Raw genomic sequence first — 13,279 nt, forward strand, 5'->3', positions numbered from 1 at the left:
GGCTCGACGTGATGTTCAGGGTTACCGACCACGTGTCGCCGCTCAGCGATCCCGGAAGCCCCGATGATGCCGGCTTCGAGGACAGGAGGATGACCTTGCCGTAGTCGTTGTTGTCTGTGAGGAACAGTTCCCAGCCGCCGCTCAGAGCCACTTCGCCCAGCGGACAGGTGACGGTATCGGTGAACTGGCCTGCAGCCGGACCTCCGACAACGGGGCTCGAGGAATTGGTGACGATGCCCTGGGTCCCGAGGGGTCCTACGGGACCGGATGGTCCGCTCGGACCGCTGGCGCCGCTCGGACCCGCCGGACCGCTCGGACCGGTGAGCGACGGGTTGCCGGTGCCGGGCGGCGTGCTCGTGGAGGTCGGCGTCGGCTCGGTCGAGGACGGCGGCCGGCGGGTCGGCGGGGGTGGCGTGACCCGCTTGCCCGGAGGCGGCGGCAGGGGCGTGACGACCCCGATGCTGGACTTGTCGTCCACCAGCCTGCTGGAGAAGTCCGGCATGCCGGAGCGCGCGGACACGCTGGCGTCCTCGTAGGCCGTCATCGCCGCGAGGTTGGTGTCGTTCGCGGCGTTGACCCGCGCCACCTTGGCCTCGTAGCTGTCGCTCGCCCCGCCGAGCGTGGTGATGTTGTCCCAGATGCCGGGCTTCTCCGGGGTGGGTGGCACCGGGGTCACCGCGGACTTGGTCGAGTCGTACGCGCTCACCTGCTGGTTGATCGCCTGCTGGGTCTGGTCCATCTCCTTCGCGGCGAGGAGGTGCTCCACCGCGAGCGGGCCGGCCCCGCGCTGCGCCGCGCCCGCCGCGTCGCCCTGCCAGGACGACTCCATCTGCCCGGTGAGCTTCATGATCGAGTCCGCGCGGTCGGCGTAGGCCTGCGACACGACGTTCACCTCGTTCGCGGACGAGCTGAGCCCGCGTCCGTCGTCGCCGGTACCGGGGTAGAAGTTGTCGTAGATCTCCGAACCGGTCATGCCCTTCGGGGCCATGGTGTCGTCTCCTGCAGCGCGGTCAGTGGACCCGGTTCATCCGGGTCTGGTTGCCATGTTCGGTGGTCGCCATCTGGGCGCGACAGTCCTGGAGCTTCGTGACGTAGTGCTCGGCGTACCTCAGCATCAGCTCGTTGTGGCGCTGCATCGCGGCGAGCACCTTGCTGGACTGCTTGTAGTTGGTCCCGCTGACGTGGTCCTCGGCCGGCCTGGCGGTCCGGCCGATCGCCTCCTCGACGCGCCCCTGGTCGTTCTTGAGCTCGCCGACCAGGTCCTGCCATTTCTGGATGACGCCGTCGAGCTCGTCGAGGCTCGCGAACATGTACGAACCCTTGCCACCACCACCGCCGCTCTGGTGGCCGGCCGCATCCGCCGCCACGCCCAGGATCCCCAGCACCGGAGCCATCGTGTTCGCGACCGCGTCGAACAACGACACCCCGGCGGCGGTGGTCCTGATCTGTTCCTCCGGCGTTCCCGGATCGGTCTCGGCCTGGTCCGTGCTCGTCCCGTCCGGCACAGTCACCACACCCCTCGCTGCCGTTTCCCCATGATCGAACTCTGCGCGCGCTACACCGGGGGTGCGATGCAGGAAATCGGATACCGGTTCCCCCGCACACCCGGTAGCCGAGACTTTACGATATTGCCTCGGCCGCTGCTGAGCCGATCCGGTGGTGGCTAGTCGTTGCGGGGGAAGCCCAGGTTCACGCCGCCGTGCGAGGGGTCGAGCCAGCGGGACGTGACCACCTTGGTGCGGGTGAAGAAGTGCAGGCCGTCCGGACCGTACGCGTGCGTGTCGCCGAACAGGGAGGACTTCCAGCCGCCGAAGGAGTAGTAGCCGACCGGCACCGGGATCGGGACGTTCACGCCGACCATGCCGACCTCGATCTCGTTCTGGAACCGCCGGGCCGCGCCGCCGTCGTTGGTGAAGAGCGCGACGCCGTTGCCGTACGGGTTGTCGTTCACCAGCGACACGGCCGACTCGTAGCTGCCGGAGCGCACGACCGACAGCACCGGGCCGAAGATCTCGTCGGTGTAGACGGACATCGGCGGCTCGACGTGGTCGAACAGCGTGGGGCCGAGCCAGAAGCCCGCGTCCGAGCCGTCGATCTCGTGGCCACGGCCGTCCACGACCAGCGTGGCGCCCGCCGCCACCCCTGCATCCACATAGGACGTCACGCGGTCGCGGTGCGCGCCGGTCACCAGCGGGCCCATCTCGCAGCCCGGCCGCCGGCCGTCGCCGACGTGCAGGTTCGCCATCCGCGACTTGATCTTGTCGACCAGCTCGTCGCCGACCGGGTCCACCGCGACGACGACCGACACGGCCATGCAGCGCTCCCCCGCGGAGCCGAACCCGGCCGACACCGCGGCGTCCGCGGCGAGGTCGAGGTCGGCGTCGGGCAGCACGACCATGTGGTTCTTCGCCCCGCCGAGCGCCTGCACCCGCTTGCCGTTGCTGGTGCCGGTCTCGTAGACGTAGCGCGCGATCGGCGTCGAGCCGACGAACGAGATGCCGCGCACGGTCGGGTGCGTGAGCAGGCCGTCGACCGCGACCTTGTCGCCGTGCAGCACGTTCAGCACGCCGTCGGGCAGGCCGGCCCGCGCCCACAGCTCCGCCACGAAGTTGGCCGCGGACGGGTCCTTCTCCGACGGCTTGAGCACCACGGTGTTGCCGCACGCGATCGCGTTGGGCACGAACCAGAGCGGCACCATCGCGGGGAAGTTGAACGGCGAGATCACGCCGACCACGCCGAGTGGCTGGCGCATCGAGTACACGTCGACCCGCGTCGAGGCGTTCTCGCTGAACCCGCCCTTGAGCAGCGCCGGGACCCCGCACGCGAACTCGACGTTCTCCAGCGCCCGCTGTACCTCGCCGCCCGCGTCGTCGAGCACCTTGCCGTGCTCGGCGGTGATGATCGCGGCGAGCTCGTCCTTGTGCTCGTTCAGCAGCTCCCGGAACGCGAACAGCACCTTCGACCGGCCCGCGAGGGACGTGTCGCGCCACGCCGGGAACGCCCGCGCGGCCGCCGCCACCGCTTCGTCCACCTCGGACTGCGCGGCGAAGTCCACGCGCCCGGCGACCACACCGGCCGCCGGGTCGAACACCTCGCCGGTCCGCTCGGAGACGCCGGCCCACGGCTTCCCGTCGATCCAGTGGCTGATCCGCTTGGGCATCACTGCTGCTCCCCGTTCTGGCCAGGAAGGACGCCTTGCTGACGTTGAACGTCAGTAAGGCGTCCTTCCTGGCTTGTCTTATCGGCCGCGGCGATGGCCTCGGTCAGGATGCCGAGCGCCTCGTCCAGCTCGTCCTCGGTCAGCGTCATCGGCGGCGCCAGCCGGATGACGTTGTTGTGCAGGCCGCCCTTGCCCACGAGCAGCCCGAGGCGGCGGCTCTCCTCGAGCACCCGCACCGCCGCGGCCGGCGCCGGCGTCGTGCCGCCCGGCTCGACGAACTCGATGCCGACCATCAGGCCCTTGCCCCGCACGTCGCCGACGACCGGATGCTTCCCGGCGACCTGACGCAGACCACCCAGCAGCTTCGCGCCGAGCTTCGCCGCGTTGGCCTGCAGGTCGTGGTCGACGAGGTAGTCCAGCACCGCGCGCGCGCCCACGGTGGACACGGGGTTGCCGCCGAAGGTGGAGATCGAGTTCGCGCCGAGCGAGTCCATGATCTCGCCGCGGGCGACCACGCCGCCGATCGCGAGTCCGTTGCCGAGCCCCTTGGCGAAGGTCATCATGTCCGGCGTGACACCGTGGGCGTCGATGCCCCAGAAGGTGTCGCCGGTGCGTCCCCAGCCGGTTTGCACCTCGTCGGAGATGAACAGGATCCCGTTCTCGGCGAGGACCTCCGCGAACGCGCCGAACAGACCGTCCGGCGGCGAGGAGAACCCGCCGACGCCCTGGATCGGCTCGGCGATCATGCACGCCACGTCGCCGGAGGTGCCGGTGCGCAGCACGTCGCGCAGGTCCTCGACGCACGCGGCGACGTAGTCGGCGTCGGACATCGCCGCGAACGGGCCGCGGTACCGATACCCACCGTGTACATAGGACACCTTGACCGGAGAGAGCGCGGAGGCCGACCAGCCGCGGTTGCCGGTGATGCCGACCGTGGCGAACGCCCGGCCGTGGTAGGAGTTGCGCAGGGCCAGCACCTGGTTGCTGCGCCGGTACTGGGTGGCGAGCATCAGCGCGGTCTCGTTGGCCTCGGTGCCGGAGTTGGTGAAGAACACCTTGGCGTCGGGGATCCCGGACAGCCGGGCGATCTGCTCGGCGAGCTCGATCTGGCTGCGGATCAGGTACAGGGTCGAGGTGTGCAGGATGCCGGTGTCGAGCTGCTTGCGGACGGCGTCGTTGATCTCGGCCACGTCGTAGCCGATCGCGTTGGTGAGGATGCCGGCGAAGAAGTCGAGATAACTTCGGCCGTTCGAGTCGGTGACCCGGCGGCCGTGCCCGTGCACGATCTCGATGGGGTCGTCGTAGAACAGTGCCAGCCAGCTGGGCAGGACGGCACGGTGGCGATCGATAAGACGCGGTTCACCCATGCCCAGAGTCTGGCCTGGGCCGCGGCCCGGGCGCCATGGACAGTATGTATCGCCGCCGCCGTAGAGTATGCACAACATGTACCCGACCGTGTCCGAGGTTCTCGCGCTGCCGGTGATCCAGCAGGGCCGGGCCGCCGTGGTCGCCGGAGCTGCCGGGCTCGACCGCCGGGTGCGCTGGGTGCACGTGGCCGAGATCGCCGACATCGCGCCGCTGCTCAAGGGCGGCGAGCTGGTGCTCACCACCGGCATCGCGCTGCCGGACGACCCCAACGCGCTCACCCGGTACGTCGCTGAGCTGTCGGCCGCGGGCGTGGTCGGCGTGGTCGTCGAGCTGGTCCGGCACTGGAGCCACGAGCTGCCCGCCGCGCTCGTCGCCGCCGCGGACCAGCACTCGATGCCGCTCGTCACGCTGTCCCGGGAGACCCGGTTCGTGGCGGTCACCGAGGCGGTCGTCGGCCTGATCGTCGAGGCTCAGGTGGCGGAGCTGCGCGCGGCGGAGCGGGTGCACGAGACGTTCACCGCGCTCACGGTCGCGGGCGCGGAGCCGGCCGAGGTGCTGCACGAGGTGGCGCGGGCCTCCGGGCTGCCGGTGGTGCTGGAGACGCTCGGCCACGACGTGCTCGCCTACGACGCGGCCGGCACCGACCCGAGCGAGCTGATGGCGGACTGGGCGGCGCGCTCCCGCGCGGTCGCCGGCACCGCCCGGACGTGCTACCACGCGGACGCGGGCTGGCTCGTCACCGTCGTCGGCGCACGCGGCAACGACTGGGGCCGGCTGGTGCTGGTCTGCCCGTCCGAGCCGGTACACCGGCAGGTCGTGATCGCGGAGCGGGCCGCGTCCGCGCTCGCCGTGCACCGGCTCGTGGCGCGGGACCGGGAGGGCCTCGAGCGGCACGCGCACCGCACGCTGCTGACCGAGCTGCTCGCGTCCGCGACGACACCGTCGGACCTGACCGCCCGGTCCAGCGCGCTCGGGGTCCCGCTGCAGCGCCGGCAGCTGGTCGGGGTGTCGGTACGGCCGTCGGCGATGGCGCCCGCGCGGCCGACCGGGCCGCTGGCCCCGACGATGGCTACCCAGGAGGTACTGCGCGACCTCGCGGAGGCGACCGCGCTGGCCGCGCGCCGGGCCCGGGTCGCGGCGCTCGTCGGCGTGGTGGACGACATCTCGGTGCGCGCGCTGCTGTCGCTGACGCCGCAGGCCGACGCGGACATGGTCGTGCGGCGGCTGGCGAAGGAGATCCACCAGGCGGCGGCCGTGTCGCCGCGGTCGGTGCCGGTCGTGCTGGCGGTGGGGACCACCGTGGACTCGGTGTCCGACGCGCGGCGCAGCCTGGTCGAGGCCGCGCACGTCGCACAGGCCGCCCTCCGCTCGCCGGACGGGCGCCACTACCACCGCCTCGACGACGTCCGCCTGCGTGGCCTGCTGCACCTGCTCGCCGACGACGACCGGGTCACCGCGTTCGCCGAGCGGGAGCTCGGCCCGCTGCTCGCCCGCGACGCCACGCACTCCAGCCGGCTGATCGAGGCGCTGCGCCACTTCTGCGAGCACGGCGGCAACAAGTCCGCCGCCGCGGCGGCCGCGCACATGTCCCGGACGGCGTACTACCAGCAGCTCTCACGCGTCGAGCAGGTGCTGGGGATGTCGCTGGACGACCCGGAGTCGGTGCTGTCCCTGCACGTCGCCCTGCTGGTCACGGAGATCGGCTGACGGTGCCATGCCGGAACGTCGGTGCCATGCCGGATGATGACCCGCGTGAGCGAGAGCAAAGGAGCGTACGCCGTCTGGACTGACGAGCAGCGCAGGGAGCTCGGCCACGAGCGACCGAGCAGCGCAAGGAGGGAAGACGGCGTGTTAGCGACTGGGCGAAGCGAACCGAGGACACCATGACATGGGGAGAGGCCGACCGGTTCGTGCGCTGCGCGCAGGGGCACGTGCACTGGGGTCGCTACGGCGCGGCGGGCCTGCTCGCCCACCACGACGGGCACGTACTACTGCAGCACCGGGCGAAGCTGACCATCGGCGGCGGCACCTGGGGCGTGTTCGGCGGGGCCCGCAACCGCGACGAGGAGCCGGTCGCGGCGGCACTGCGGGAGACCGCCGAGGAGTCGACGCTCGACGCCGGTGAGATCACCGTGCGGGGGCTGATGCACGAGGACCACGGCGGCTGGGGCTACGACACGGTCATCGGCACGGCCCCGGCGCTGCTCCACGTCCGGCCGGCGTCGTGGGAGAGCCGGGACGCCGCGTGGGTGCCGGTCGAGGACGTGGCCGGGCACAACCTGTTCGAGCCGTTCGCGAACGCCTGGCCGCGGCTGCGCGGGTGCCTGCGCCGGCCGGTGCTCGTCGTGGACGCGGCCAACGTGATGGGCTCGCGGGCGGACGGCTGGTGGCGCGACCGCCCGGGCGCCGCCGCCCGGCTGCGCGATCAGCTCGACGCCGTCGACGGCGTGACCGGGATGGGGCCGTTCGACGTGGCGTACCCGGAGAAGGTCCTCGTCGTGGAGGGCAAGGCGCGCGACATCGGCGCGGGCGGCACGTCGGTGCGGGTGGTGGCGGCACGGGGCGACGGCGACGACGAGATCGTGGCGACCGTGGCGTCGGTCGTCGCGCCGGACGTCGAGTGCGTGGTGGTCACCGCCGACCGTGAGCTGCGCCGCCGGTGCGCGGCGGAGGGCGCCACGGTCGCGGGCCCGCGCTGGCTGCTGAGCCAGCTCCCGCCCGCGCACTAGAAGTGCTGTCGGTGGGCGGTCAGTGGTGGCCGCTGCTCAACAGTGCGGCACCGACGGCAGTCTCGAGGTCCGCCAGCAGGCCACGCAGCGGCGCCGGCAGGCCGGATCGCAGCGCGACCATCCGGTGGTGGACCTCGCTCGCGCCCATGTCCCACGCCGGCATCTTCGTGCGCAGCCCGGTCACGTCCACCAGCCCGGCCAGCGTCACCGCCTGCAGGTTGGTGTCGAGCGGCCGGTGGCTGCTCACCAGGCCGAACACCCCGGCCTCCGGGCCCATCGCCTGGTTCGGGTCCAACGCCCGGTACTCGACCATGGCGCCGCCCCACCACTTCCGCCCGGTGACCTCGCTCAGCACGCCCGCGTCGACCAACCGGTCGCGGACGCCGTCGGCGGCCAGGTGCCGAATCTGCCCAAGCCACACCGACACGGGCTGGGCGGGCTTGCCGGCGATCAGGTCCAGCACCTGATCGGTGATCGTGTCCCCCTCCCGCTCGCCATAGGGGCGGCCGGACCGCTCCGGCGGCCGCACGGCGGCGAGGAGGTAGCCGTCGAGCTGGCCGAGCCGGTTCATCATGATCAGTTCGCCCAGCAGCGCGCCGGCCAGGCCGAGGTCAAGGACGGCCGGCAGGAGCCGGGGACGCATCCGTGCGGCCTCGTGGCCGTGAGCTGCGAGGAAGAACTCGTCGGCCAACTGCAGTCGCGGAACCCGCGCCCTACTCATGTATGCCACCCATGTTCATCCTCGGGGCTTGCCAGGCGCGCCAGACACTGACGAGGCGTGACGGTCCGCGCAAGCGGAAACGACGAAATCCGTAGAAAGTTCGCCCATATGGCCCTATGAAAGATCAACTATTGATGTCGACCATCGTCCAGGTCCGCCAATCGGGGCCTGTCGAGCCTAGTGAACAGCTGGCGATCTTTTTAGCAAGTGACAGAGTGCCCACAGTATCCATGAATGCTGGACAAACCGACACTGCCTGGCCGCTCCCGAACCCTCAACGATGCCGGTTGGCAAAATCCGTGCCCCTAGGCCGACGGCTCAAGCATCGGAGTAAGAGAGATGGCGACCGTCAACACCACTGCTACTACCCACCCCGACGGACGGGTCGATCTCCCCGACCACTCCGCCATACGCGACAGCCGTTACTACAACGCCGAACTGGCTCCGGTGTCGATCGGCTTCCGCACCTGGAACACCTACAACTACACCGCGCTGTGGATGGCGATGGCGTTCTGCGTGCCCAGCTACTCGCTGGCCGCCGGCCTCATCCTGCTCGGGATGAGCCCGATGCAGGCGTTCATGACCATCACGCTCGCCAACGTCATCGTGCTCGTGCCGATGCTGCTCAACAGCCACGCCGGCACCAAGTACGGCATCCCGTACCCGGTGTACGCACGTGCCTTCTTCGGCATACGCGGGGCGAACCTGGCCGCGATCCTGCGCGGGCTGGTCGCCTGCGGCTGGTTCGGCGTGCAGACCTGGATCGGCGGCAGCGCCACGTTCGCGATCATCGGCCGGCTCACCGGCGAGGGTTGGGTCAACGCCGCCGCGATCGGCGGCAAGCCGTGGACGCTGTGGCTGTGCTTCGCGCTGTTCTGGCTCGGCCAGATGGTGTTGATCTGGCGCGGCATGAACGCGGTGAAGATCTTCGAGAACTGGGCGGCCCCGGTACTCGCCCTCAGCATGATCGCGCTCGCCGTCTGGATCGTGGGCGAGGCCGGCGGGCTCGGGACGATCTTCTCCCAGGAGTCCAGCCTGGGCTGGGGCCTGGACTTCTGGAAGGTGTTCGCGCCGTCGCTGATGGCGATGATCGCGTTCTGGGCGACGCTGTCGCTGAACATCCCCGACTTCTCCCGGTTCTCCAGCAGCCAGCGCCGCCAGACCGTCGGCCAGATTCTCGGCCTGCCGACCAGCATGTCGTTCATCGCCATCCTGTCGATCATCATCACCTCGAGCGCGGTGGTGGTCTACGGTGAGCGGCTGGGCGAGAACGTCAACGACCTGTTCAACCCGGTGAACCTGATCAACCAGTTCGAGGGTTCGCTCGCGGTGTTCACCGGTCTCGTGGTGATCATCATCGCGACCATCTCCACCAACCTGGCAGCCAACGTGGTCAGCCCGTCCTACGACTTCTCCAACGCGTTCCCGAAGCGGATCAGCTTCCGGATGGGCGGCCTGATCACCGGCATCATCGGCGTGATCATCCTGCCGTGGAAGCTCGTCGAGGACCCGCACATCTACATCTTCACCTGGCTGGAGTTCTACGGCGGCGCGCTCGCCGCGGTCGCCGGCGTGCTCGTGGCCGGGTACTGGATCCGGGCGCGGACCTACATCGACGTGACCGACCTGTACCAGGAGCGCGGCCGGTACTGGTTCAGCGGCGGCTGGAACTGGCCGGCGCTCACCGCCACGGTCGTCGGCGGTGTGCTCGCGGTCGGCGGGGCGTACTCGAACGTGGACGAGGCGGGCGAGAAGCTCGGCCCGTTCCCGGTGGACGGGGTGATCCCGTTCCTGTCGAGCCTCTATGACTACAGCTGGATCGTCGGCTTCGTGGCAGCATTCCTGATCTACCTGGCGCTGACCGCCGGGCAGAGTGGGCGTCCACCCGAGCGGGCGCGTGCCGAGGCCGAAACGGAAGGATGGTTTTAGTGTCCGAGATCGTCAGGGCCGGACTGGTCCAGCAGCGCTGGACCGGTGACAAGGAGTCGATGACCGCGAACGCGGTCACCCACATCGGCACGGCGGCCTCACAGGGTGCACAGGTGGTGTGCCTGCAGGAGCTGTTCTACGGCCCGTACTTCTGCCAGGTGCAGGACGCGGACTACTACTCCTACACCGAGCAGATCCCCGACGGCCCGACCACGCAGCTGATGTGCGAGCTGGCCGACCAGCACAACATGGTGCTGATCGTGCCGATGTACGAGCAGGAGCAGCCCGGGGTCTACTACAACACCGCCGCGGTGATCGACGCCGACGGCACCTACCTGGGCAAGCACCGCAAGAACCACATCCCACAGGTGAAGGGCTTCTGGGAGAAGTTCTACTTCCGGCCCGGCAACCTCGGCTACCCGGTGTTCGACACCGCGGTCGGCAAGATCGGCGTGTACATCTGCTACGAGCGGCACTTCCCCGAGGGCTGGCGGGCGCTGGGCCTCGGGGGCGCACGGATCGTGTTCAACCCGTCGGCCACGAGCCGCGGGCTGTCGCAGTACCTGTGGCGGCTCGAGCAGCCGGCGGCCGCGGTGGCTAACGAGTACTTCGTCGGCGCGATCAACCGGGTGGGCACCGAGCCGTTGGGAGACAACGACTTCTACGGCCAGTCCTACTTCGCCGACCCGCGCGGGCAGCTCATGGGCGACGCGGCGTCGGACGCCGAGGACGAGGTCGTGGTGCGTGACCTGGACATGGGTCTGCTGACCGAGGTCCGGGACCTCTGGCAGTTCTACCGCGACCGCCGGCCGGACAGCTACGACTCCCTCACCGGCGCCTAGTCCGGCCACCGCACCAGCGACCGCAGTCTCGCAACAGGGAAAGGATCATGCGCACTCTCATTCGCAACGGCACGGTGGTCAACGCCACCGGCGCGGTCGCCGCCGACGTCCTCGTGGACGGCGAGACCATCGCGGCGGTGACCGCGCCCGGGGTGTTCGACACGGCCGACAAGATCATCGAGGCGGACGGGCGCTACGTGCTGCCGGGTGGCATCGACGCCCACACGCACATGGAGATGCCCTTCGGCGGCACCTTCTCCGCGGACACGTTCGCCACCGGCACGACGGCCGCGGCGTGGGGCGGCACGACGACGATCATCGACTTCGCCGTGCAGACCAAGGGCACCTCGCTGCTGGCCACCCTGGACAAGTGGCACGAGAAGGCCGACACGCACTGCGCGATCGACTACGGGTTCCACATGATCGTCTCCGACGTCAACGAGCAGTCGTTGAAGGAGATGGAGACCTGCGTCGACGCCGGGGTGAACAGCTTCAAGATGTTCATGGCCTACCCGGGCGTGTTCTACGCGACCGACGGCGAGATCCTGCGCGCGATGCAGAAGGCCACCGAGACCGGCTCGATGATCATGATGCACGCGGAGAACGGCATCGCGATCGACCAGCTGGTCGCGCAGGCGGTCGCGAGCGGGCGGACGGATCCGGTGGAGCACGGCATCACCCGGCCGCCGGAGCTGGAGGGCGAGGCGACCTCGCGCGCCATCCAGCTCGCGAAGGTCACCGGCGCGCCGCTCTACATCGTGCACCTGTCGGCCCGGCACGCGCTGGAGGCGGTGGCAGCGGCCCGCAACACCGGGCAGAACGTGTTCGCCGAGACCTGCCCGCAGTACCTGTACCTGTCCATCGAGGACCTCGCGAAGCCCGACTTCGAGGGGTCGAAGTACGTGGCGTCGCCGCCGCTGCGGCCCAAGGACCACCAGGCCGACCTGTGGCGGGGCCTGCGCACGAACGACCTGTCGGTGGTGTCGACCGACCACTGCCCGTTCTGCTTCGTGGACCAGAAGGAGATGGGGCGCGGCGACTTCTCGAAGATCCCGAACGGGATGCCGGGCGTCGAGCACCGAATGGACCTGCTGCACCAGGGGGTCGTCGCCGGCGAGATCTCGCTGGCGCGGTGGGTCGAGGTCGCCTCGACGACGCCGGCGCGGATGTTCGGCCTCTACCCGCGCAAGGGCGTCATCGCGCCGGGCGCGGACGCGGACATCGTGGTGTACGACCCCGCCGCGACGCAGACGCTGTCGGTGGACACGCACCACATGAACGTGGACTACTCCGCGTACGAGGGCATGTCGATCACCGGCAAGGTGGAGACCGTGCTGTCCCGCGGTTCGGCGGTGATCGCCGACGGCGCGTTCCACGGCGCCGAGGGACACGGCAAGTTCCTGTCCCGCGACCTGTCCCAGTACCTCGTATAGGAAGGCGTGTCCATCATGGACTTTGGTGTCGTGCTGCAGACGGACCCGCCGGCGAGCGAGGTCGTCCGGCTGATGAAATCCGCCGAGGGGCTGGGTTTCGGCTACGGCTGGACGTTCGACTCGTGCGTGCTGTGGCAGGAGCCGTTCGTCATCTACTCGCAGATCCTGTCCCAGACGCGGTCGATGACGGTCGGGCCGATGGTGACCAACCCGTCCACACGGGACTGGTCGGTCACCGCGTCGCTGTTCGCCACGCTGAACGAGATGTTCGGCAACCGCACGGTGTGCGGTATCGGCCGCGGCGACTCGGCCCGGCGGGTCATCGGCCAGAAGCCCGCTCCGCTGTCGGTGCTCCGTGATTCCATGCACGTGATCCGGGAACTGGCCGAGGGGCGGGAGGTGGACCACCATGGCGCACCGGTGCGCATTCCGTGGGTGCGCGACGGACGGCTCGAGGTCTGGATGGCCGCGTACGGTCCGAAGGCGCTCAAGCTGGTCGGCGAGCACGCCGACGGGTTCATCCTGCAGACGGCCGACCCGGCGATTACCCGCTGGACCATCGAGTCGGTCCGTGCGGCGGCCCGGGACGCGGGGCGCGACCCCGGCGGCATCACCATGTGCGTGGCGGCGCCCGCGTACGTGGGTGACGACCTGGCGCACCAGCGCGAGCAGCTGCGCTGGTTCGGCGGCATGGTCGGCAACCACGTGGCCGACCTCGTCGCACGCTACGGCGAGTCCGGCCCGGTGCCGCGCGAGCTGACCGACTACATCCGTGGCCGGGAGGGCTACGACTACGCCCACCACGGCAAGGCCGGCAACCCGTCGACCGACTTCGTGCCCGACGAGATCGTCGACCGGTTCTGCCTGCTCGGACCGGAGTCCGCGCACGTGGACCGGCTGAACGAGCTCGCCGAGCTGGGCGTCGACCAGTTCGCCGTCTACCTCATGCACGACGCGAAGGACCAGACCCTGTCCGCCTACGGAAACGAGATCATCCCGAAGCTCACCACCTGACAACGATCGGTTGCGCTCGGCTCGAACCACGCAACGATGGCACACTCCGCGCAATGGTCTGCGGATGAATCCATCGCGGCGGA

Annotated in this window: 10 protein-coding genes and 1 pseudogene; 6 read left to right on the plus strand and 5 right to left on the minus strand. The window is 70.0% G+C overall.

The window, feature by feature from the left end:
- From ACRDTB_RS19675 to ACRDTB_RS19690, 4 genes and pseudogenes are all read right to left on the minus strand, one after another.
- Positions 1-988: pseudogene (locus ACRDTB_RS19675) on the minus strand (hypothetical protein); the annotation flags it as partial.
- A gap of 22 nt (positions 989-1,010) precedes the next feature.
- Entirely contained in the window at positions 1,011-1,511 is a 501-nt protein-coding gene (locus ACRDTB_RS19680; RefSeq protein WP_431432281.1) for a hypothetical protein, read from the minus strand.
- A 152-nt stretch (positions 1,512-1,663) separates the two neighbouring features.
- Positions 1,664-3,160 (minus strand): CoA-acylating methylmalonate-semialdehyde dehydrogenase, encoded by a 1,497-nt coding sequence (locus ACRDTB_RS19685; protein ID WP_431432283.1) that lies wholly within the window; start codon positions 3,158-3,160, stop codon positions 1,664-1,666.
- On the minus strand, positions 3,160-4,527 hold the full coding sequence (locus ACRDTB_RS19690; RefSeq protein WP_431432284.1) for an aspartate aminotransferase family protein: 1,368 nt from the start codon (positions 4,525-4,527) through the stop codon (positions 3,160-3,162). The genes ACRDTB_RS19685 and ACRDTB_RS19690 overlap by 1 nt, the downstream gene beginning before the upstream one ends.
- Before the next feature lie 76 nt (positions 4,528-4,603).
- On the opposite strand from ACRDTB_RS19690, the gene ACRDTB_RS19695 reads away from it, so the two are divergent.
- Together ACRDTB_RS19695 and ACRDTB_RS19700 are read left to right on the plus strand one after the other, a co-directional pair.
- Positions 4,604-6,235: a PucR family transcriptional regulator gene (locus ACRDTB_RS19695; RefSeq protein ID WP_431432286.1), complete on the plus strand. Its 1,632-nt coding sequence runs from the start codon at positions 4,604-4,606 to the stop codon at positions 6,233-6,235.
- A 176-nt stretch (positions 6,236-6,411) separates the two neighbouring features.
- Positions 6,412-7,257 carry an NUDIX domain-containing protein gene (locus ACRDTB_RS19700; RefSeq protein WP_431432287.1) on the plus strand — a complete coding sequence of 282 codons (846 nt, stop codon included), beginning with the start codon at positions 6,412-6,414 and terminating at the stop codon, positions 7,255-7,257.
- A 19-nt stretch (positions 7,258-7,276) separates the two neighbouring features.
- On the opposite strand, the gene ACRDTB_RS19705 is transcribed toward ACRDTB_RS19700, so the two are convergent.
- Positions 7,277-7,978: a GPP34 family phosphoprotein gene (locus tag ACRDTB_RS19705; protein WP_431432289.1), complete on the minus strand. Its 702-nt coding sequence runs from the start codon at positions 7,976-7,978 to the stop codon at positions 7,277-7,279.
- 339 nt (positions 7,979-8,317) lie between these two features.
- Here ACRDTB_RS19705 and ACRDTB_RS19710 point away from each other — a divergent pair, with 339 nt between their 5' ends.
- Genes ACRDTB_RS19710 through ACRDTB_RS19725 form a run of 4 tightly spaced genes read left to right on the plus strand, consistent with a single transcriptional unit; the run spans position 8,318 to position 13,196 of the window.
- Positions 8,318-9,907 (plus strand): NCS1 family nucleobase:cation symporter-1, encoded by a 1,590-nt coding sequence (locus ACRDTB_RS19710; protein WP_431432291.1) that lies wholly within the window; start codon positions 8,318-8,320, stop codon positions 9,905-9,907.
- Positions 9,907-10,749, plus strand: coding sequence for a nitrilase-related carbon-nitrogen hydrolase (locus ACRDTB_RS19715; protein WP_431432292.1), 843 nt, complete (start codon positions 9,907-9,909; stop codon positions 10,747-10,749). The genes ACRDTB_RS19710 and ACRDTB_RS19715 overlap by 1 nt, the downstream gene beginning before the upstream one ends.
- Before the next feature lie 47 nt (positions 10,750-10,796).
- Positions 10,797-12,182, plus strand: a complete 1,386-nt coding sequence (gene hydA, locus ACRDTB_RS19720; RefSeq protein ID WP_431432294.1) for a dihydropyrimidinase — start codon at positions 10,797-10,799, stop codon at positions 12,180-12,182.
- Positions 12,183-12,197: 15 nt separating this feature from the next.
- The gene (locus ACRDTB_RS19725; protein WP_431432296.1) at positions 12,198-13,196 is read left to right on the plus strand and encodes a TIGR03842 family LLM class F420-dependent oxidoreductase; all 999 of its coding nucleotides are present in this window, start codon (positions 12,198-12,200) and stop codon (positions 13,194-13,196) included.
- Positions 13,197-13,279: the final 83 nt, after the last annotated feature.

It is taken from the genome of Actinophytocola sp. (assembly GCF_050699935.1).
Taxonomy (GTDB): Bacteria; Actinomycetota; Actinomycetes; order Mycobacteriales; family Pseudonocardiaceae; genus Actinophytocola.

Coding starts and splice junctions, on each gene's coding strand:
- ACRDTB_RS19685 (WP_431432283.1), bottom strand. CDS start 3,160: ATGCCCAAGCGGATCAGCCACTGGATCGACGGGAAGCCGTGGGCCGGC.
- ACRDTB_RS19690 (WP_431432284.1), bottom strand. CDS start 4,527: ATGGGTGAACCGCGTCTTATCGATCGCCACCGTGCCGTCCTGCCCAGC.
- ACRDTB_RS19695 (WP_431432286.1), top strand. CDS start 4,604: ATGTACCCGACCGTGTCCGAGGTTCTCGCGCTGCCGGTGATCCAGCAG.
- ACRDTB_RS19700 (WP_431432287.1), top strand. CDS start 6,412: ATGACATGGGGAGAGGCCGACCGGTTCGTGCGCTGCGCGCAGGGGCAC.
- ACRDTB_RS19705 (WP_431432289.1), bottom strand. CDS start 7,978: ATGAGTAGGGCGCGGGTTCCGCGACTGCAGTTGGCCGACGAGTTCTTC.
- ACRDTB_RS19710 (WP_431432291.1), top strand. CDS start 8,318: ATGGCGACCGTCAACACCACTGCTACTACCCACCCCGACGGACGGGTC.
- hydA (WP_431432294.1), top strand. CDS start 10,797: ATGCGCACTCTCATTCGCAACGGCACGGTGGTCAACGCCACCGGCGCG.
- ACRDTB_RS19725 (WP_431432296.1), top strand. CDS start 12,198: ATGGACTTTGGTGTCGTGCTGCAGACGGACCCGCCGGCGAGCGAGGTC.